Raw genomic sequence first — 19,824 nt, 5'->3', positions numbered from 1 at the left:
ACCCCGGAGCAATCGGGTGGGCGCCCGCGTGAGCCCACCCCCCGCCGTCGCCCCGGAGGGCCTTTCCGCCGCCCCCACGCTGCCCACGGCGAGCAGCGAGGACCGGCGCGAACTCAGCGTCGACGACCTGTTCGCCCCGCTCGCGCCGGAGTCGGCCGGCCCGACCGGGCTCGACGAGAAGCTGCGGCAGGCCTACTTCTGGATCGTCAACCACGCGATCATCTCCCCGCACTACGACATCGAGTTCGAACGCCCAGGCGCGGCGGGCCGGTCCTTCGCCCTGGGGGACAGCGCGGCCGAGCTACGGCTGCCGTCCGCGCAGTCCTACTCGAGCTTCGTGCTGCTGCCACTGCTCACCTTCGCCGTGCGCGGCCGGTGCCTGCTGCTCGGCGGGCCCGGCCGTGGGAAGACCGCATCCGCTGTGCTGATGGGGATCCTGGCCGGCTACCCGATCCGTGAGGTCCGCCGGGCGATGCAGCACGGCCACCCACAGCTGACCGTGACGGACATGTTCGGCACGCCGCTGCCCAAGGACCTGATCTCGGCCGACTCCCTCGGCGAGGTGGACGTCGCCTGGCGCACCTGGCTCGGCATGCGCGTGAAGATCGTGGACGAGTACAACCGGATCCCCACCCGCACCCAGTCGGCGCTGCTGACCGTGCTCGCGGACGGCTACGTCGAGGTCTACGACCAGATCTACTCCACCGGCTCCTCCGCCTGGTACCTGACCGCCAACGACGATGCCGGCGGCGGCACCTACCAGGTGGTCGAGGCGCTCAAGGACCGGATCGACGTGGTGGCACACGCGCTGCCGTTCAACACCCGGTTCCTGGACCAGCTGGTGGACCGGGCCGCGCGCCGGCTCCGTCCCGAGGAGCAGGTGCCGGAGGGCATCGTGTTCACCGAGGCCGAGCACGACGCCCTCGACGCCGCGATCCGGGCCATGCCGCTGCCTGCCGACGTGCGCCGCCGGATCGAGTTCTTCGCCGCCCAGCTGGAGTTCCTCGAGCGCGCCGGCGTGCAGTTCGAGTACCGCACGAAGGACACCGCCCGCCTCGCCGGCGCGGACGTGCATCAGATCGCCGCACAGGACACCGGGCGGGACCGGCTCTCCGACGTCGGCACCTCCGCCCTGAACGGGCTCTCGGTCCGGTCCCTGCAGTCGCTCATCTCCTACTCGAAGGCGATGGCGTTCTTCCGGGGCCGCCCCGAGGTGGGCATCGAGGACGTCCGCGCGGTGCTGCCGTTCGTGCTGCACGACAAGATCAACCCGGACCTGCGGGCCGGGGTGTTCGACGGCGACGACGGCGCCCCGCTGCGCACGGACCGGATCTCCTGGCTGCGCGGGATCTTCGACGACGCGTGCGCCCAGTACGACACCCTCGACCGTGACGGCTCCGATTCGGTCGGCGAGATCCTGGACGAGCTGCACGCCGGGCTCGACGGCGTGGATGCCGCGAGCGTGCGGGTGCGGCTGGCCCGGATCGAGCGGGTGCTCGACTCCTGGTCGATGGCCCGCAAGCTCTACGGCCACCTGTACGACGACGCCCTCGCCCTGAAGTACGCACACCAGCGGTACACGAACTACCTGACCTGGCTGTCCTCGAACCCATGAGAGCGGTCGAGGTGGCAGCGCAGCCGGGTGGTGCCTGGCGCGCCTGGGCGGTGGGCCGACGCGCGCACGTCGATGACGTCCTCGCCCGCGCCCAGGCGGCCGGAGCAGCTCGGGCGGACCTGCACGGCGCGCTCTGGGGCATCGGGGTGATGCTCGACGGCGTGGCGACGGCCGGTCTGCCGGCCGGGCGTTTCGACGCCCTCGCCGAGGAGGTGCTGGCCCGCGCCGCCGCACGTGTGAGCGCGCACCGGTGGCATCCGCACGACCCGACGACCGCGGTGCTGCTCGACTGGGTCCCCCGGCTCGCACCGGCACTCGGCCCGGAGCCGGCGGCGGCGCTGACGGACCTGATCACGGCCGTCACCCGGCTGCGGGGCACCGTCGACGTGGTGCGTTGGCGCGACCTCGTCGGTGTCGCCATGGCCGGTGCGACCGATCCGACGCACCTGCGCGGCGCCGTCACCGTCGCGGCGTGGCGTTGTGGCGCGGTTGGTTGGCGCGCTGCCGCGCTCACGGTGGCCGCCGATCTGCCCGAGCACGTGCTCGGCGGTGCGGCGCGGCTGCGCCAGGGCGGGTCGGCGGCCGCGCCGTGGGAGGCCCCCGTCGGCCCCGCGGCCGACGGGGGCGCTCGGAGCGTGCTGGCCCGGAACGCGCAGGACCCGTGGTGGTGGCCGGGGCTGACGGGCCCGTGGCGCATCGGCGGCTTCCGTGGCTTCGGGGGCCCGTGGGTCAGGATCCCGGAACTGCTCGGTGGTGACGGGCTGCGCTGGTGGGTGCGCACCGAGTCGGCGCCGACCGATGGTGCCGCCGGCGCCGACGACATCGAGCCCGCGGACTCCCACGGCGACGTCCCGCCATACCGGTACTGGGAGGTCCGCGCCGACATCCACGGCTCCCGCGCCGTGCCCAGGCCGGCCCCCGCCGGTGGCGACCGGCCCGCCTGGGCCGCGCCCTCGCCGTCGGGCGCCGTGGCCGTGCGGGCGCACGAGCACTCCTACTACTTGCACGTGACGCGACGATGAGGGCCGAGGAGCGGCAGCAGCTCACCGCCCGGTGGGACGCGGCGTGGCCGGACGCCCTTGCCGCGTGGGGCAGCCACCTGCGGCTGAGCGGCCCGGAGTTGATCCGCGTGACGGACCGGCCGCAGGGCGTTCGGTCCTTCGCCTGGTTCAACCTGCGCGACGTCCGGGTCTCGATCGCTCTCGACCTCATCAAGCAGATGGGACTGAGCGATCTGCCCACCGAGATCCTCGCCCACGAGGTGGGCCACCACGTGCTCGCGCCGGGCGATCTCGGCACCGCCGCCCGAGTGCTGATCCGGATGCGAGTGGGCCTGGTGGACCGCGACGACCTCGCCCCCGTGATGGCGAACCTGTGGTCGGACCTGCTCATCAACGACCGTCTGCAGCGCCGCGCCGGTCTGCGCATGGACGAGGTGTGGCGCCGGATCGGGCCGCCGCGTCAGCAGGACACCATCATGCGGCTCGTGATGCGGGCCGACGAGCTGCTCTGGTCACTGCCGACCGGCTCACTCGCCGGCCCCGACATCCCTGACCGCCCCGTGGAGCGGGAGGCGCAGCTGCTCGCCCGCGCGGTGCGCGCCTACGCCGACGACGCGGTCGGCGGGGCGGCCGGGTTCGGGGCCCTGGTCCGTCAGCTGGTGCCAGATCCCGAGGAGATGCCGATGCACACCATCTGGCGGGTCGTGTGTCACCAGGAGGAGGACGGCGGCGGCATCCCGACGGGCCTCGCGAGCGACCCGTCGCTCGCGGCTCCCGCCCTGCATCCGAGCCTCGACCCGCGGGTGGTGCCGAGCGTCCCGGGGCTAGACGTTGCAGACGAGTCCGAGGTGTCCGATCTGGCGGACCAGGGCTCCGGTCCCGTCACGAACGAGCAGCCACACGGGCTCGAGCCCGCCGCGTACGCGGCGGTGCTGCGCCAGCTCGGCCTCGAGTCGGACCCGGTCCGGGCCGCGATCGCCTGGTACGCCGAGAACGCCGCCCCTCATCTGGTGCCGTTCCCGAGCACGGTCTCCCCCGCCCACCCCGACCCGTTGCTGGCCGGCCTGACGGACTGGGATGTCGGCGAGGACCTCGGCGCGATCGACTGGCCCGGGTCCCTGGTCCGAAGCCCGGTGCCGATCCCGGGGGTGACGCTGCAGCGCCGGGAATTCCTGTCCGACGCCGGCACCGAACCGGACCGGGTGCCCGTGGACCTCGATCTGTACCTCGATTCCTCCGGCTCCATCCCCGACCCACGGCGCACGCGTTCCCCGCTCGCGCTGGCCGGCGCGATCATGGCCCTCTCGGCCCTTCGCGCCGGGGCCAGGGTGCAGGCGACCACATGGTCCGGCCACAACGAGGTCGCCGGCACCGATGGGTTCACCGAGAATGCCGACGAGGTCCTGGCCGCCGTCGTCGCCTACTTCGGCGGGAGCACCTCGTTCCCGCTCGAGCACCTCGTGGCCACGCACCTCGGCACCGGCACGCAGGAGCGGCCACGCGAGACCAGCGAGACGGGCCGTCGGTGCCACATCGCCGTCGTCTCGGACTCGGGGGTCAACTCCATGTTCCTCAGGAACCGGGAGACGACGAGCGAGGCGGCTGAGTGCCTCGTGGCCGCACGCGGTGGTGGCTCCCTGATCCTGAACCTCTCGCAGCAGCGGCGCGAGCAATACGTCGAGATGGCCGGGGACTACGACGTCTACACCGTCTCCACCTGGAACGACCTGATCCCGTTCGCCCGGGACTTCGCCGCCCGGGTCTGGGACCTCGAGCGCACGGAGAGCAGATGATGAGCGCCCCGCAGTCGGCGTCGACAGGGCAGGCAGGGCGGACCGGGTCCGCGCCCGGGCCGGCCCTGTCCCACCTCATGCGCGACCTCGCCGCGACACCACCGGACGTGTGGGATCCGGGAGTGGATGCCCTCGCGCTCTGGTCGGACACCCTCGCCGACGTCGCCCGCGACCTTCCGGGCGGCCGGGACGCCCACCGCGCGGCCGAGCCGCTCGCCGCGCCCGCGCAGGGGCCGACCCGCGCCGCCATCGGGATCCTCGCCGCGCTGCTCCACGGGCCCGCCCTGCGGCCGTGGACCGGATGGTGGGCCCCGGAGCGGCTGACCGAGGCGGCACAGCGGATGGTCGGCACCCTCGCGGCGTATGTGCCGCCGTCACAGTGGGTGGCCGACCCGCGGTCCCGCGAGGAGGCGGCCCGGTTGTTCCTCGACCTGCTCGGGCTGCGCCCGGCCGGGGAGAGCGAGGCGGTCGCGGCGGACCGGCTGACCGCGCTGAGCAGTCCTGCGCTCGCGGCAGCGCTGGCCGAGCTGGCGCAGGAGCAGCGCCGGGCGGCCGAGCTCGCCGCCCAGCTGGCGGACAAACGCGCCCGTGAGGCCGCCGCGAGGACCACCTATGTCTGAGCACCCCGGCGCCGCCGCATCGGCTCGGCCGCTGCCGCCGCACCACGACGGCGACCCGGTCCTGGGCGAGTACGAGCCGTTCGCGGACACCGCGCTCACCGACGCCGAACGCTGGCCCACCCTGACCGGGACCGGCGCGGCCCGCCTGGCCGCGCTGCGGGCGCACCCGCACGCGCCCGCGTGGGTGCACGAGTGCGGCGACCGCCTCGGCGCCGACGACCTCGCCGCGTTGGCACACCTGCACTCCGAGATCAGTGGGGCCGAGCCACCCCGGGCCGGATCCACACCGCCGTCGTGGGTCACCGCGCTGCTAGAGCGGGCCGCGACCACCGTGCCCCGCTACCGGCGGACCTGGCGCGGCGCACCACCGGCATTCGCGGACGTGCCCACCATCACCCGGGCCGACCTGGCCGCGGACCTCGCCTCGTTCGTGCCGGTGGACCTGTCCCTCGCCGACGCGTTCACCGGCACCAGTACCGGTAGCACCGGTGCCGCCCTGGTGCTCCCCCAGCACGCCCGCACGGTGGGCTCGGACCTGATCCAACTGCGCCGGCTCGTCGCACTCGCCGGGGCGGACTGGGCCCCGGACCCCGGCCGGCTCGCGGTGCTCAGCGTCGTCTCCCAGGAGACCGCGTTCACCTACGCCAGCCTGCTCTCGGCGTTCGAGCAGGCTGGCCTGGCCCGCATCAACCTGCACCCGACGGCGTGGCGCCGGCCGGGCGACCGGGAGGCGTTCCTCGCCGCCGTGGACCCGCAGGTGATCACGTCGACGCCGTCGGCGCTGGTGGACCTCGCCGAGGTCGAGGTCACCCTGCGCCCGGTCGCCGTCATCAGCGGCGCCAACGCGCTCTCCCCCGCGGCCCGGGACCTGCTCCGCGCCCGCTGGGGCGCGCCCGTCGTCGACCTGTACGGGCTGATGGAGACCGGGCCGGTGGCCGCCTCCGTCGACGGCGGCCCGCACGTCCTGCTCCCACGCAGCCACCACGTCGAGGTGCTCGACGCGCACGGGCGAGGTGTCGCCGTCGGGCAGCGCGGCGAGATCGTGGTGACCTCCGCGGAGAACCCGTACCTGCCGCTGCTGCGGTACCGCACCGGTGACCACGCGAGCCTCACCGCGGACGGCGCCCTGGCCGATCTCGAGGGCCGGACCCCGGTCCGGTTCGCCGCCTCCGACGGCACCTGGGTGGACGCCGTTGGCCTGACCCAGGTGCTCCAGGCCCACGGCACGCTCGCGTGGCACCTGCATCAGGGCGCCGATGGCGAACTCCGCCTGCGCGCAGTCGGCGGCGACGAGGAACCGGCCCTGCGCAGCATCCAGCGCCTGCTCGGCCGGCGGCCACGCAGCCTCCGCCTGGCCCGGCCCGCCGACCTCGGCCCCGGAAAACCCCGCCGCTTCAGCTCCGAAATCCCCGGCGCCACGCCGTAGCGCGTCGAGGAGGCGTACCTTCGCACCCGTGACCACTCCACCCACGCTGCCCACTGCACCCCCCGTGCCGGACCATCCGGCCGAGCTGCCCGTCATCGTCGTCGTCACCATCGCCGACCGGCGTGCCGCCCTCGAGTCCGAGTTCACCAGCCGGTACGCGCGCGACTACGACGTGCGCACGGTCGTCGAGGGCCCGGCAGCCAAGGCGATGCTCGTCCAGCTCGTCACCAGTGGCCGGGACGTCGCCCTGGTGGGCGTGGACCACGGCGTCAGCGGCGACGCGCTGATGCTGATGGACGCACTCCGGCTCAAGACCCCGCGCAGCCGCCGGATCATCCTGGCCGCGCCGGCGGCGTTCTTCACAGGGCTGGCCGGGCTGCGTGCCGCCCTGGCGCAGGGGCGTATCGACAGCTACCTGATGATCCCGCAGGGACCGCGCGACGAGGAGTTCCACAGCGCCATCTCGGACTTCCTCTCGGACTGGGCCTGGTCCTCCCGGGCACCGGAGGTCACCCAGGTCTCCATCGTGGACGACGGTCACCAGGTCGAGGTCCCTGGCATCCGCGACTTCCTCGACCGGATGGGTCTGGCGTACGCCCGGTTCACCCCGGACAGCGAGGTCGGCCGCCGCCTGAGCGCGGCGGTGGGTCCGGACGCGGCGCTGCCCATCGTGGCGAGCCTCGGCCGCCCACCACTGGCCGGGGCGACCCAACGATCGGTGGCCAGCGCGTTCTACGGCACCCCGGACGACCTCGGCCCCGATCACATCGCGGACCTCCTCGTCGTCGGCGCCGGCCCGGCCGGGCTCGCGGCCGCCGTCTACGGGGCGTCCGAGGCGCTGAGCACGGTGGTCCTGGAGGCTGACGCCGTCGGTGGACAGGCCGGTACGAGCTCGATGATCCGCAACTATCTGGGGTTCCCCCGCGGTATCTCCGGGATGCGGCTCGCGCTGCGCGCCCGGGTGCAGGCCACCCGGTTCGGGGCCAGGATCTTCACCGGCCGCAACGTCGTCGGCCTGCGCCCCGCCGCGGCGCCCGGCCAGCCGCACATCGTGGAGCACGAGGACGGTGAGCTGCGCGCCAGGACGGTCCTGATCGCGTGCGGGGTCAGCTACCGCCGCCTCGGCGTGCCCGACATCGAGTCGCTCATCGGCCGCGGCGTGTACTACGGCGCCGCCTCGAGCGTGGCCCGGGACATGGCGGGCAAGGACGTCTTCGTGGTGGGCGGCGGCAACTCCGCGGGGCAGGCCGCGCTGCACCTGGCCAGGTTCGCCCGCAGCGTCACCATCGTGGTGCGCCGCGACGGGCTGGCCGCGACCATGTCCGCCTACCTGATCAACGAGATCGGGACCCACCGGCGGATCACGGTGCGGACCGGGTCCCGCGTGGTCGACGGCGGCGGTTCCGGGTATCTGGAGTGGCTCACCCTCGCGGGCATCGGCATCGACGGCAGCGGCGGCAGCGGCGGCGCCGAGCCCGAGCGGGTGTCCGCGGATGGGCTGTTCCTGCTGCTCGGCGCCGACCCCGGGTGCGGCTGGCTGCCGCCGGAGGTCGTCCGCGACGCCAGGGGCTTCGTCCTGACCGGTCGTGACGTGCCCAGCGAGCACTGGAGCGACGGGCTCCCACCCGCCCCGCTGGAGACCACGGTGCCGGGGATCTTCGCCGCCGGAGACGTGCGCGACGGGTCGATGAAGCGGGTCGCCGCGGCCAGCGGTGAGGGCGCCTCCGCGGTCGCCCAGGTGCACACCCACCTCGCGCTCTGAACCGGGTGTGAGGGGGGCCACACTCCGGGATGCGGCGTGGGCGTGCACGGAAAGGCCGTTTTCCCGTAGCATCGCGTGTAGCGCAGGTCCCCACGCGGGTCGGCCCGACCGTCGATTATGACGTCGGCTCTCCTGTCCGTCGCCGCATCCGGGACGCCACGCCTCTCGAGAGTTCGGACCCATGGTCCGGTCCTCGACCTTTCCAGGAGGATCATGCCGTCGAACGGCCGCCGCCGTACCTCGGGTCGCAACGGGACCCGTTCTGCCCGCCAGAACGACCCAGCGCCCCTGCTTCCCATCCTCGCCCGCCGGGTGCGCGAGGTGGAGGCGAAGTCCGCCAACGGCAAGGTGGGGCCGACGAACCGCACCAAGTTCCAGGTGATCGCGCTCCTGGTGCGCTCCGAGCGGGCCCGCATCAAGGCGGACGAGTCGCTCTCGGGCGGCACCCGCACCGAGCTGATGAAGCGCCTCGACGGCGTCGCCACCATCCTCGCGCGCACCGCCGCCCAGGACACCTCCCTGCTGTCGCTGCTCGAACCGAACGGGACGCCGTCGGCCGCCACCCAGCGGATGCGCCTGGACTGGCTGCTCGAATCCGGCGCCGAGCTCAGCGAGGAGGAGCGCCAGATCAAGGCCCCGGTCCAGCGCCGCGAAGACGTCGTGCCCGAGCAGCTCGCCGCCAAGCAGGTCGTGCCCGTCGCGGTGCGCGCCCGGGTCCGCGCGAACCCGTTCCTCGAGCCGGACCTGTCCCGGCCCGCGGACCCCGAGCCGGTCGGCTACCTCTCCGGCTGGGATCTGATCGACCCCCTGTACCGAGCCTTCGAGCAGGGCGCCGGCGGTGGCGCCGCCAGTATGAACCTGCCGCCGGTCCCGAAGATCGACCGGTTCTCCCCACCCGGGCTCGAACTGATGCCCCACCAGATCCAGCTGCTGGAGAGCGTCCGCCGGGGCCACCGCACCTTCCTGTTGGCCGACGAGCCAGGGCTCGGCAAGACCGCGCAGGCAGTGATCGCGGCCTCGGTGGCGGACGCCTACCCGATGCTGGCCGTCGTCCCTAACGTCGTGAAGATCAACTGGTCCCGCGAGGTGGAGCGGTGGACCCCGCAGCGCCGCGTCACCGTGATCCACGGCGACGGCCGGGACATGGACGCGTTCGCGGACGTGTTCGTGGTGAACTACGCGATCCTGGACCGGCACCTGTCCTGGCTGTCCAACCTCGGGTTCCGCTCGATGGTCGTCGACGAGGCCCACTTCATCAAGAACCTCACCTCGCAGCGGTCCCAGCACGTGCTGTCCCTCGCCAAGCGGATCCGCGACCGCGAGCCCACCCACAACCCCCTGCTGATGGCGCTCACCGGGACCCCGTTGATCAACGACGTCGAGGACTTCAACGCCATCTGGCAGTTCCTCGGCTGGACCGACGGCCAGCAGCCCTCCCCGCGCCTGACCCGCCGGCTCGAGGCCACCGGCCTCACCCCAGCGGACCGCGGCTTCTACCCCCAGGCCCGCGCCGCCGTCATCGACATGGGCATCGTGCGCCGCACCAAGGCCGCCGTCGCGAAGGACCTGCCCGCGAAGCGGGTGGCGGACCTTCCGGTGGAGCTGGACGGCGAGATCGGCCGCTCGATCCGCGCCGCCGAGCACGAGCTCGGCCAGCGCCTCGTGAACCGCTACCTGCGCATGCTCGAGGCCCGCGAGGGCGGCATCCCGAACAACCACGAGCCCGATCTGGAGCTCATGCGCCGGGTGGCGCAGGCCGAACTGGACTCGAGCTCGCCGACCGCTGACGGCGACAACGTGTTCACCATGGTCCGCAAGATCGGGCAGGCCAAGGCCACCCTCGCCGCGGACTACGCCGCGCAGCTGGTGCACTCGGTCGGCAAGGTCGTCTTCTTCGCCAAGCACATCGACGTCATGAACACCGCCGAGCGGATGCTCGCCGACGCGGGCCTGCGCACGGTGTCGATCCGTGGCGACCAGACCACCACGCAGCGCCAGGCCGCCATCGACGCGTTCCAGAAGGACGCCGACGTGTCCGTCGCGGTCTGCTCGCTGCTCGCCGCCGGCGTCGGCCTGAACCTGCACGCCTCCTCCAACGTGGTCCTCGCCGAGCTCTCCTGGACCGCCGCCGAGCAGGACCAGGCGATCGACCGGGTGCACCGGATCGGTCAGGAGGAGCCGGTCACCGCCTGGCGGATCCTCGCCGCGCACACGATCGACACCAAGATCGCCGAGCTCATCGACGCCAAGCAGAGCCTGGCCGCTCGCGCCCTGGACGGCAGCGACGAGGAGATCGTCAGCAGCGACTCGGTCCAGCTCGACGCCCTCGTGCACCTGATGCTGCAGGCCCTCGAGGGCTGACCGCCCGCCGGGCAGAGGTGCCCATCAGACCTCCCGCAGCGCGCGGGCGCCGGAGCGTACCCTCGTGAACATGGGCGTCTCGACGATCTCGCCACCCGGCCCCGCCACCGCACGTCGGAGCGCGGGGATCGCGGGTCTGCTCGCTGCGGCGCTGACCCTGACCGTCGGTCATCTCGTGGCCGCGATCATCGACCCGGACGCCTCCCCGTTCATCGCCCTCGGTGGCGCCGTCGTGGACGCCACCCCCACCTGGCTCAAGGACTTCGCGGCCTCCACCTTCGGGACCGCGGACAAGGCGGTGCTGTTCCTCTGCATGGCATTGGTGGCCGCGGCGCTCGCCTACGGCATCGGCCTCCTCGCGGTGAAACGCCCGACGGCGGCCGCCATCGCCGTGGTCGTTCTCGCCGGGGTCTGTGGCGTGGCCGCCATGGGCCGGGCCGGCACCGGGATGCTCGCCTGGCTGCCGGCACTCGTCGGAGCGGGTGCCGGGGTCATCGCGCTGCGCGCGATGGTGGAGACGCTCAACGGTCCCCGCGAGGACACCGGTGACGAACTCGACGAACCGTCCCGGGACGCCGGCGGGCCCGACCGGCGCTCGTTCATGCGCTCGGCGACCGTGGTCGGCGTGGTCGCGGTGGCCTCGGCGGTCACCGGTGTGATCGTCTCGGCGGCCAGGTCCACCGCCTCGAGGGCCCGCGACCTGCTCCAGCTGCCGGCCCCGGCGGTGCCCGCGCCGCCGCTGCCGGACGGCGTGGCTTCCGCCACCGAGGGCGTCGAGCCGTTCGTCACCCCGAACGACGACTTCTACCGGATCGACACCGCGCTGATCGTGCCGGACGTGGACCCCGCGGCGTGGACGGTCCGGGTGCACGGGCTCGTCGAGAACGAGGTCGAGCTGAACCTGGACGACCTCCTCGCCCGGGACCTCATCGAGACCCACGTGACGCTCACGTGCGTGTCGAACCCGGTGGGCGGTGACCTGATCGGCAACGCGCTCTGGCTCGGGCTGCCGATCCGGGAGGTCCTCGCGGAGGCGGTGCCGCTGCCGGAGGCGGACATGGTGCTCTCCCGCAGCATCGACGGCTTCACCGCGTCCACCCCGATCGAGGTGCTCACCGACGACCGGGACGCGATCTTCGCCGTCGGGATGAACGGGGAGCCGCTGCCCACGGAGCACGGGTTCCCGGTCCGGATGGTGGTGCCGGGACTGTACGGCTACGTCTCGGCCACGAAGTGGGTCGTCGAGCTCGAGGTGACCCGGTTCGCGGACGCGACCGCCTACTGGACCGACCGCGGCTGGTCCGAGCGCGGGCCGATCAAGACCGCATCCCGTATCTCGGTCCCACGCCCGAGCGCCCACGTGAGCGCCGGGGACGTCGCCGTCGGCGGGGCCGCCTGGGCACAGCACCGCGGCATCGCGAAGGTGGAGCTCCAGGTCGACGAGGGCCCGTGGGAGGAGGCCACGCTCGCCGCCGAGGCGACCGTGGACACGTGGCGGCAGTGGTCCTGGACCTGGACCGATGCCCAGCCCGGCCAGCACACGCTGCGTTCCCGGGCCTACGACCCGGACGGGGTGCAGACCTCGACGGTCGAGGGCGTGATCCCCGACGGCGCCACCGGCTGGCACACCATCTACGTGTACGTCGACTGAGCGCAGCCGCCGTCACGCGCGGATCGGGCCGAGATGGCACTCTTGGGCGTATGCAACAGACCTGGCCCGGACATCCCTACCCGCTGGGTGCCACCTACGACGGCACGGGAACGAACTTCGCGCTGTACTCCTCCGTCGCGGAGCGGGTCGAGCTGTGCCTGATCGACGACGACGGCAACGAGACCCGCTGCGAGGTCACCGAGACCGACGCGTACGTGTGGCATGTCTACCTGCCCACGGTCCAGCCCGGGCAGCGGTACGGCTACCGGGTGCACGGCCCGTACGACCCGGACCGTGGCCATCGTTGCAACCCGTACAAGCTCCTGCTGGACCCCTACGCGAAGGCGATCGACGGCCAGATCGACGGTGATGAGGCCCTCTTCGCCTACCGCTTCGACGACCCTGACTTCCAGACCGTCGTCAACGATGACGACTCGCTGCCGCACACGATGACATCGGTCGTGACGAATCCGTTCTTCGACTGGGGCCACGACCGGCCGCCGGATCGGGAGTACCACGACAGCGTCATCTACGAGGCGCACGTCAAGGGCATGACGATGCTGCACCCGGACGTGCCCGACGAGATCCGCGGTACCTACGCCGCGCTCGCGCACCCGTCGGTGATCTCCCACCTGGTGGACCTCGGTGTGACCGCGATCGAGCTCATGCCGGTGCACCAGTTCGTCCAGGACCCCCCGCTCACGGAGAAGGGCCTGAGCAATTACTGGGGCTACAACACGATCGGCTACTTCGCCCCGCACAACGGCTACTCCGCGTTCGGCACCCGGGGCGAGCAGGTGCTCGAGTTCAAGAGCCTGGTCAAGGCGATGCACGCCGCGGGCATCGAGGTCATCCTCGACGTGGTCTACAACCACACCGCGGAGGGCAACCACCTCGGCCCGACGCTGTCCTTCCGCGGCATCGACAACGCCTCCTACTACCGGCTCGTCGACGACGACAAGCGGCACTACTTCGACACCACCGGCACCGGCAACTCACTGCTGATGCGATCCCCGCACGTGCTCCAGATGATCATGGACTCGCTGCGGTACTGGATCACCGACATGCACGTGGACGGGTTCCGGTTCGACCTCGCGGCCACCCTGGCCCGGCAGTTCCACGAGGTCGACCGGCTGTCCTCGTTCTTCGACATCATCCAGCAGGACCCGGTGATCTCCCAGGTCAAGCTGATCGCCGAGCCGTGGGACCTCGGCTCCGGCGGGTACCAGGTAGGTGGCTTCCCACCGCTGTGGACGGAGTGGAACGGCAAGTACCGGGACACCGTGCGCGACTTCTGGCGCGGCGAGCCGGCCACCCTCGGCGAGTTCGCGAGCCGGATCACCGGATCCTCGGACCTGTACGAGCAGACCGGGCGCACCCCGATCGCGTCGATCAACTTCGTCACCGCCCACGATGGCTTCACCCTGCGGGACCTGGTCTCCTACAACGACAAGCACAACGACGCCAACGGCGAGGACGGCCAGGACGGCGAGAGCCACAACCGGTCCTGGAACTGCGGCGTCGAGGGCCCAACGGACGACCCGGAGGTGAACGCGCTGCGGGCACGCCAGCAGCGCAACTTCCTGACCACCCTGCTGCTGTCCCAGGGGGTGCCGATGATCGCCCACGGCGATGAGATGGGCCGCACCCAGGACGGCAACAACAACACCTACGCCCAGGACAACGAACTGGCCTGGGTGCACTGGGACCTGAACGAGGAGCAGAACGCGCTGCTGGCGTTCACCCGCCGCCTGATCTCCTTCCGTGCCGACCACCCGGTGATCCGCCGGCGCCGGTTCTTCAACGGCTCGACCTCGCCGGCGAACGGCCTGCCGGAGCTGCCCGATCTGGCCTGGTTCGAACCGAACGGCACCGCGATGGACTCCGACGCCTGGAACACCGCGTTCGCCCGGTCGGTCGGCGTATTCATCAACGGTGAGGCCATCGAGGAACCGGACGTGCGCGGGCGACGGGTCACCGACGACTCCCTGTACCTGCTCATCAACGCCGACGCCGACGACATCGAGTTCCGTCTGCCGGAGGCCGACTTCGGCGCCGCATGGAGCCCGGTACTCAGTACCGACACCGAGCAGGAACTCGGGGCCGCGTACGAACCCGGCGCGCAGCTCGCCGTCACGGCCCGCAGCATCGTCATCCTCGCCCGCCAGAGTGCGGCGGAGACCGAGAGCGCCCTGTCGGCGCCGTCACCCGCGGCCGCCGAGACTCCCCCGACCACCACGAGCCGGACGCCCGGAGGCCGCACGCAGTGACCGACCGCACGCACGGATTCGCACGCCGCACCCCGATCTCGACCTATCGTCTGCAGCTCGGCCCGGATCTCGGGTTCGACGACGCCGCCGCCAGGGTGGGCTACCTGAGTGACCTCGGTGTCACCGACCTGTACCTGTCCCCCGTGCTCGCCGCCGCACCCGGGTCCACGCACGGCTACGACGTCATCGACCACGGCCGGCTGTCCGACGTGATGGGTGGCCGGCCGGCGTTCGAGCGGCTCGTCGCGGCCGCCCGGGCCCATGACCTCGGCGTCATCGTCGACGTGGTGCCCAACCACATGGCGGTGCCCACGCCGGCCAGCCTGAACAGGGTGCTCTGGTCGGTGCTCGCGCAGGGGCCGGAGTCCCCGTACGCGTCCTGGTTCGACGTGGATCTCGGCGACGGTGCGCAGGTGCTGATGCCCGTCCTCGGGCGCCGGCTGGGCGCCGCGATGGCCGACGGCGAGCTGACGGTGTCCCGGCTGGACGAGCCCGAGTCCGGCATCAGTGCAGACGAACCCGTCCTGTGCTACTTCGAGCACCGGTTCCCGATCCGGCCCGGCACCGAGCACCTGCCGCTCGCCGAACTGCTGGAGCGCCAGCACTACCGGCTCGCCTACTGGCGGGTCGCGGACGAGGAGCTGAACTACCGCAGGTTCTTCGACGTCGGCTCGCTGGTGGCCGTCCGGGTGGAACGCCCGGAGGTGTTCGATGCCACGCACGCCCTGCTCCTCGAACTCTTCGACGCCGGTCTCGTGGACGGCTTCCGCATCGACCACCCGGACGGCCTCGCCGATCCGCGCGGCTACTTCCGGCGTCTGGACGAGCGCACCGGCGGCGCGTGGACCGTGGCGGAGAAGATCCTCGAGGCGGACGAGACGCTGCCGGCGGACTGGCCGACGGCCGGGACCACCGGCTACGACGCGGCGTGGCGGATCGGCCAGGTCCTGATCGACCCGTCCGGCGCGGGACCGCTCGGCGCCGTGCTGACCGAGCTCACCGGCGACTCGGTCGGGACCCTGCCGCGGCTGACCGAGGTGGCCAAGCGGGAGATCGCCACCGGCCCGCTCTACGCGGAGGTGCATCGCCTCTCGTCGCTGATCGCGGACCTGTGTCATGACGACGTCCGGCTCCGCGACCACACCCTGCGCGCGATCACCGACTGCGTCACTGAGCTCGTTGTGGCCTGCGACCGCTACCGCGCGTACGTGGTCCCCGGCGAGGCGGCCCCGGGCGCCAGCGAGAACCTCGTGCGCGAGTGGGCGCACGTGGCCGCGACACGGCTGGAGCCGGACCGTGCCGAGACCCTGGAGGTCGTGGTCGACCTCGTCCTCGGCCGAGAGGTCGGCAGTGCCGGACGTCACCATGAGGCTCGCCGCAACGAGGTGATCGTCCGGTTCCAGCAGGTCTGTGGGGCCGTGGTCGCCAAGGGCGTGGAGGACACCACGTTCTACCGGTGGACGCACCTGACCGCGCTGTGCGAGGTCGGTGGTGCGCCGCAGACGTTCTCCATCGACGGCGACGAGCTACATGCCTGGGCCGCGACCACCCAGTTGCAACGGCCGGCCACGATGACCGCCGGGTCCACGCATGACAACAAGCGCGGTGAGGATGTCCGCGCCCGGATCGGGGTGCTCTCCGAGTTGTCCGGGCCGTGGCAGCAGGCCGTGACCGCCCTGCGCGCCGCCACCGCGGAGGTCCGGCCCGCCGACCTCGACGGCCGCACCGAGAACCTGCTCTGGCAGACGCTGGCCGGCACGTGGACCGCCGACGGCCCGATCACGGCGGACCGGCTCTCCGGCTACCTGGTCAAGGCTGCCCGGGAGGCGAAGACCTGGACCAGCTGGACGTCGCCCGATACCGCCGGCGAGGACGCGCTCACGGCCTTCGTCGCGGCACTGCTCGAGGACCCGGGCGTGGCGCAGATCCTCACCGAGTGGGTCCGCCTCACCGCCGAGCCGGTGCGTGCCGCGACGCTTGCGACCAAGGCGCTGCAGCTCACCCTGCCCGGGGTCGCGGACACCTATCAGGGCGCCGAGTCAACGTTGGTTGCCCTCGTGGATCCGGACAACCGTGGCCCGGTCGCTCACGAGCCGCTCGCCCGCGAGCTCAAGCGGCTCGACGGCGGCGCGTCGCCCCGGGACCTGGCCGCCGAGAAGCTCCGGCTCACCGCCGCCGTGCTGCGGCTGCGCCGCGGCCGGCCCGATGCGTTCGTAGGTGGTGCGGCCGGTTACGAGCCGTTGCCGACGTCGACCGGGCACGCGGTCGCGTTCGCCCGCACGGCCGACGGCGTCCCCGCCGTGGTCACGGTCGTCACCAGGCTGTCGGTGGGCCTGTCCGCCGGCGGCGGGTGGGGGGCGAGGACCGTGGTGCTGCCCGAGGGTCGCTGGCGCGACGTGCTGACCGGCGTCGAGTACGGCGGTGGCTCGGTGGACCTGGCGGTGCTGCTGGCCGATTCTCCCGTGGCCGTCCTGGAAGCACTGGAGCCGGCCGGGTGAGCGAGGTGAGGGGCGCCGCGCCGCTACGGGTCTGGGCGCCGGAGGCGCGCGAGGTGATGGCCCAGCTGGGCGACCGACTCGTGCCCCTGCGTGCCGTGGCCGGCGGCTGGTGGGAGACCGCGGAGCCGGTCCCGCCCGGGACCGACTACGGCTTCCGCCTCGACGGTGGCGACCCGCTGCCCGACCCGCGCAGCCCGTGGCAGCCGAACGGGGTGCACGCGCCCTCGCGCACGTTCGACACGGGCGCTTATGCCTGGACCGACGCCGGCTGGCGGGGCATCGACGTACGCGGCTCGGTGCTCTACGAACTGCACGTGGGCACGTTCACCGCCGAGGGCACCCTGGACGCGGCGCTGGCCCGGCTCGGCCACCTCGTGGATCTCGGGGTCGAGGTCGTCCAGCTCATGCCGGTAGCCGCGTTCCCGGGCCGGGCCGGCTGGGGCTACGACGGCGTGGACCTGTACGCGGTGCACGAGGCCTACGGGGGTCCCGCCGCGCTGCAGCGATTCGTCGACGGCGCTCACGGGCTCGGCCTCGGCGTCGCCCTCGACGTCGTGTACAACCATCTGGGCCCTTCCGGGAACTATCTGAGCCGGTTCGGCCCCTACTTCACCGACCGCCACGAGACACCGTGGGGCGAGGCCGTGAACCTCGACGGCCCCGGCTCTGCCGAGGTGCGCGCGTTCGTCATCGACAACGCGGTGCGGTGGCTACGCGACTTCCACCTCGACGCGCTCCGCCTCGACGCCGTGCACGCCCTGGTCGACGACTCCCCGGTGCACCTGCTCGCCGAGCTCGCCACCGCCGTCGGGCATTGTGCCGACGACCTCGGCAGGCCACTCGGACTGATCGCCGAGTCCGACCTCAACGACGTCGCCATGGTCACGCCCGTGGCCGATGGCGGCCTCGGTATGACCGCCCAATGGGACGACGACGTGCATCACGCCATCCACGCGCTCCTGACCGGCGAGCGGCATGGCTACTACGCCGACTTCGGGTCGTACGAGACGCTCGCCAAGGCCCTCACCGACGTGTTCGTGCACAACGGCGAGTTCTCGACCTTCCGCGGCCAGGTGTGGGGTGCGCCGGTTCCCAAGGACGTGAGCGGCCACGCCTTCGTGGTGTCCACCACCACCCACGACCAGGTCGGCAACCGGGGCCGGGGCGACCGGCCGGCCGCGCGCCTGAGCGAGGGGCGGCAGGCGATCTCCGCGGCGCTGCTCCTGACGACAGGGTTCACGCCGATGCTGTTCATGGGTGAGGAGTGGTCCGCGGCCACGCCCTGGATGTTCTTCACCGACCACGCCGAGCCGGAGCTCGCGCAGTCGATCCGGGACGGCCGGGCGCGCGAGTTCGGCGCCCACGGCTGGGCCGAACTGTACGGGGCCGGCGTCCAGCCCCCGGACCCGCAGGCCCCGGCCACCGTGACCGCGTCGACCCTGGACTGGGACGAGGTCGGGCACGGCCACCACGCCCGGATCCTGGCGTTCTACCGCGACCTGATCGCGCTCCGGGCCCGCACGCCGGACCTACGCAGCGGTGACCGTCGCGCCACCACGGTGGATCACGACGCCGACGCGCAGTGGGTGCGGATCCGGCGGGGTTCGGTGGTGGTCGCGATCAACGTCGGGCCGGAGGAGTTCGTGGTACCGCTGACCGGTGCCACCGACCTACGGGTGCTGCTCGGCTGGGACGACCTGCCCCCGGACGCGCTCACGGCCGACGGCGTGCGGCTTCCGGCGGAGAGTGTGGCCGTGCTGGGCTGACCGCCACCGCGAGAGCCTGGCTGAGGGTCAGTCCGTGACCGTGCGCAGGTGCCGTAGCAACCCCTCGGTGAGGTCGGCGTCCACGGCGCACGCGACGCCGTCGAGCGTGGTGACGGGGACCACCAGCCGGACGCTCGAGGTGAGCCAGAGACCGTCCGCGCCGGCCAGCTCCGCCAGGCCGAGACGCCGTTCGCTGGTCCGCAGCCCCCGGCCTGCGAAGAAGTCGAACGCCCGCGCCTGGGTGGTGCCGGCGAGGATCGCCTGGTCGGTGGGCGGCGTGATGACCTCGTCGCCGATGCGCACCAGGACGTTCGCGGTAGGCCCTTCGAGGACGGCGCCGTCGGAGCTGACGAAGATCACGTCGTCGGCGTCGCGGCTGCGCGCGTACCGCAGGGCGGCCATGTTGATCGCGTAGGAGAGGGTCTTGGCGCCCTGCAGCAGCCACGGGGCGCGCTGGGCGATGTCCGCCGGGAAACCACGGTCGAGGGTGATGACCCGGACGCCGTCGCGCCGGGCCACGCTCATGTCGGGCGCCGCACTGAGCCGCACCCAGCCGGTGGCCACGCCGGTGCCCTCGACGCCGCGGGTGAGCACGGTCTTCGCGCCGGCCTCCACCGCGAGCGTGCCCGCCGAGCGCGCCGCGTCGACGGCGGCCAGGACCGCCTCGCGCCAGACCTCCAGGCGCGGTGCCGGCAGCTCGAGCTGGGCTGCGGACCGTGCGAACCGGAGCAGGTGGGCATCGAGGGCCTGGGGGTGTCCGTCGATCACGCCGATCGTCTCGAAGACCCCGTCGCCGCGGACGGCACCGAGGTCGTTGACGTCGAGGTGCGGCACGCTCGGGTCCGCCAGCGCGAAGCCCGGCCCCGCGATCGACTCGCCCTCGGTGGGGGCACTGACCAGGACGAGCACGGGATCGGGTTCTGACGACACAACCGAAGCATAGGCGCGGCGACCTCGAGAACGGCAGGGACGCCGTCGGCCATCCCTTTTATGACACTCACCTGTGATCAATTTCATCCAACCGTTGGTTAGGTAAGCCTTTGCTCACCCATAGGGTGAAG

The 19,824-nt window shown here is 72.6% G+C and carries 12 protein-coding genes; 11 read left to right on the top strand and 1 reads right to left on the bottom strand.

The features are described 5' to 3' along the window. Positions 1-28: 28 nt before the first annotated feature. The 11 genes from KCQ71_RS06045 to treZ all read left to right on the top strand — a co-directional run bounded on the left by KCQ71_RS06045 (position 29) and on the right by treZ (position 18,763). Entirely contained in the window at positions 29-1,615 is a 1,587-nt protein-coding gene (locus KCQ71_RS06045; RefSeq protein WP_223403872.1) for a MoxR family ATPase, read from the top strand. Continuing rightward, positions 1,612-2,637 carry a hypothetical protein gene (locus KCQ71_RS06040; protein WP_223403870.1) on the top strand — a complete coding sequence of 342 codons (1,026 nt, stop codon included), beginning with the start codon at positions 1,612-1,614 and terminating at the stop codon, positions 2,635-2,637. The genes KCQ71_RS06045 and KCQ71_RS06040 overlap by 4 nt, the downstream gene beginning before the upstream one ends. Beyond that, positions 2,634-4,409 (top strand): hypothetical protein, encoded by a 1,776-nt coding sequence (locus KCQ71_RS06035; RefSeq protein WP_223403868.1) that lies wholly within the window; start codon positions 2,634-2,636, stop codon positions 4,407-4,409. The genes KCQ71_RS06040 and KCQ71_RS06035 overlap by 4 nt, the downstream gene beginning before the upstream one ends. Next, positions 4,409-5,029 carry a hypothetical protein gene (locus tag KCQ71_RS06030; RefSeq protein WP_223403866.1) on the top strand — a complete coding sequence of 207 codons (621 nt, stop codon included), beginning with the start codon at positions 4,409-4,411 and terminating at the stop codon, positions 5,027-5,029. Before KCQ71_RS06035 ends, KCQ71_RS06030 begins: the two co-directional genes overlap by 1 nt. Beyond that, complete coding sequence (locus tag KCQ71_RS06025) at positions 5,022-6,455, top strand: AMP-binding protein (RefSeq protein WP_223403864.1); 1,434 nt, start codon at positions 5,022-5,024, stop codon at positions 6,453-6,455. Before KCQ71_RS06030 ends, KCQ71_RS06025 begins: the two co-directional genes overlap by 8 nt. Positions 6,456-6,483: 28 nt before the next feature. Further along, positions 6,484-8,217, top strand: a complete 1,734-nt coding sequence (locus tag KCQ71_RS06020; RefSeq protein ID WP_223403863.1) for an NAD(P)/FAD-dependent oxidoreductase — start codon at positions 6,484-6,486, stop codon at positions 8,215-8,217. Between the two features lie 213 nt (positions 8,218-8,430). Then, positions 8,431-10,578: a DEAD/DEAH box helicase gene (locus KCQ71_RS06015; protein ID WP_223403861.1), complete on the top strand. Its 2,148-nt coding sequence runs from the start codon at positions 8,431-8,433 to the stop codon at positions 10,576-10,578. 70 nt (positions 10,579-10,648) lie between these two features. Continuing rightward, the gene (locus KCQ71_RS06010; protein WP_223403859.1) at positions 10,649-12,229 is read left to right on the top strand and encodes a molybdopterin-dependent oxidoreductase; all 1,581 of its coding nucleotides are present in this window, start codon (positions 10,649-10,651) and stop codon (positions 12,227-12,229) included. A 50-nt stretch (positions 12,230-12,279) separates the two neighbouring features. Further along, the gene (gene glgX / locus KCQ71_RS06005; RefSeq protein WP_223403857.1) at positions 12,280-14,499 is read left to right on the top strand and encodes a glycogen debranching protein GlgX; all 2,220 of its coding nucleotides are present in this window, start codon (positions 12,280-12,282) and stop codon (positions 14,497-14,499) included. After that, positions 14,496-16,997: a malto-oligosyltrehalose synthase gene (treY, locus tag KCQ71_RS06000; RefSeq protein ID WP_223403847.1), complete on the top strand. Its 2,502-nt coding sequence runs from the start codon at positions 14,496-14,498 to the stop codon at positions 16,995-16,997. Before glgX ends, treY begins: the two co-directional genes overlap by 4 nt. After that, on the top strand, positions 16,994-18,763 hold the full coding sequence (gene treZ / locus KCQ71_RS05995) for a malto-oligosyltrehalose trehalohydrolase (protein WP_223403845.1): 1,770 nt from the start codon (positions 16,994-16,996) through the stop codon (positions 18,761-18,763). The genes treY and treZ overlap by 4 nt, the downstream gene beginning before the upstream one ends. A 27-nt stretch (positions 18,764-18,790) precedes the next feature. On the opposite strand, the gene KCQ71_RS05990 is transcribed toward treZ, so the two are convergent. Further along, on the bottom strand, positions 18,791-19,693 hold the full coding sequence (locus tag KCQ71_RS05990; RefSeq protein ID WP_223403843.1) for an aminodeoxychorismate lyase: 903 nt from the start codon (positions 19,691-19,693) through the stop codon (positions 18,791-18,793). Between the last annotated feature and the right edge of the window lie 131 nt (positions 19,694-19,824).

It is taken from the genome of Occultella gossypii, from assembly GCF_019947135.1.
In the GTDB taxonomy this organism is placed as follows: Bacteria; Actinomycetota; Actinomycetes; order Actinomycetales; family Beutenbergiaceae; genus Occultella; species Occultella gossypii.
Note: the sequence above shows the minus strand (reverse complement) of the source record. Positions and strands in the feature narration are given on the sequence as shown.

Excerpts from the sequence above, each read along its gene's own strand:
- KCQ71_RS06040 (WP_223403870.1), top strand. The coding sequence starts at position 1,612 with ATGAGAGCGGTCGAGGTGGCAGCGCAGCCGGGTGGTGCCTGGCGCGCC.
- KCQ71_RS06035 (WP_223403868.1), top strand. The coding sequence starts at position 2,634 with ATGAGGGCCGAGGAGCGGCAGCAGCTCACCGCCCGGTGGGACGCGGCG.
- KCQ71_RS06030 (WP_223403866.1), top strand. The coding sequence starts at position 4,409 with ATGAGCGCCCCGCAGTCGGCGTCGACAGGGCAGGCAGGGCGGACCGGG.
- KCQ71_RS06025 (WP_223403864.1), top strand. The coding sequence starts at position 5,022 with ATGTCTGAGCACCCCGGCGCCGCCGCATCGGCTCGGCCGCTGCCGCCG.
- KCQ71_RS06015 (WP_223403861.1), top strand. The coding sequence starts at position 8,431 with ATGCCGTCGAACGGCCGCCGCCGTACCTCGGGTCGCAACGGGACCCGT.
- KCQ71_RS06010 (WP_223403859.1), top strand. The coding sequence starts at position 10,649 with ATGGGCGTCTCGACGATCTCGCCACCCGGCCCCGCCACCGCACGTCGG.
- glgX (WP_223403857.1), top strand. The coding sequence starts at position 12,280 with ATGCAACAGACCTGGCCCGGACATCCCTACCCGCTGGGTGCCACCTAC.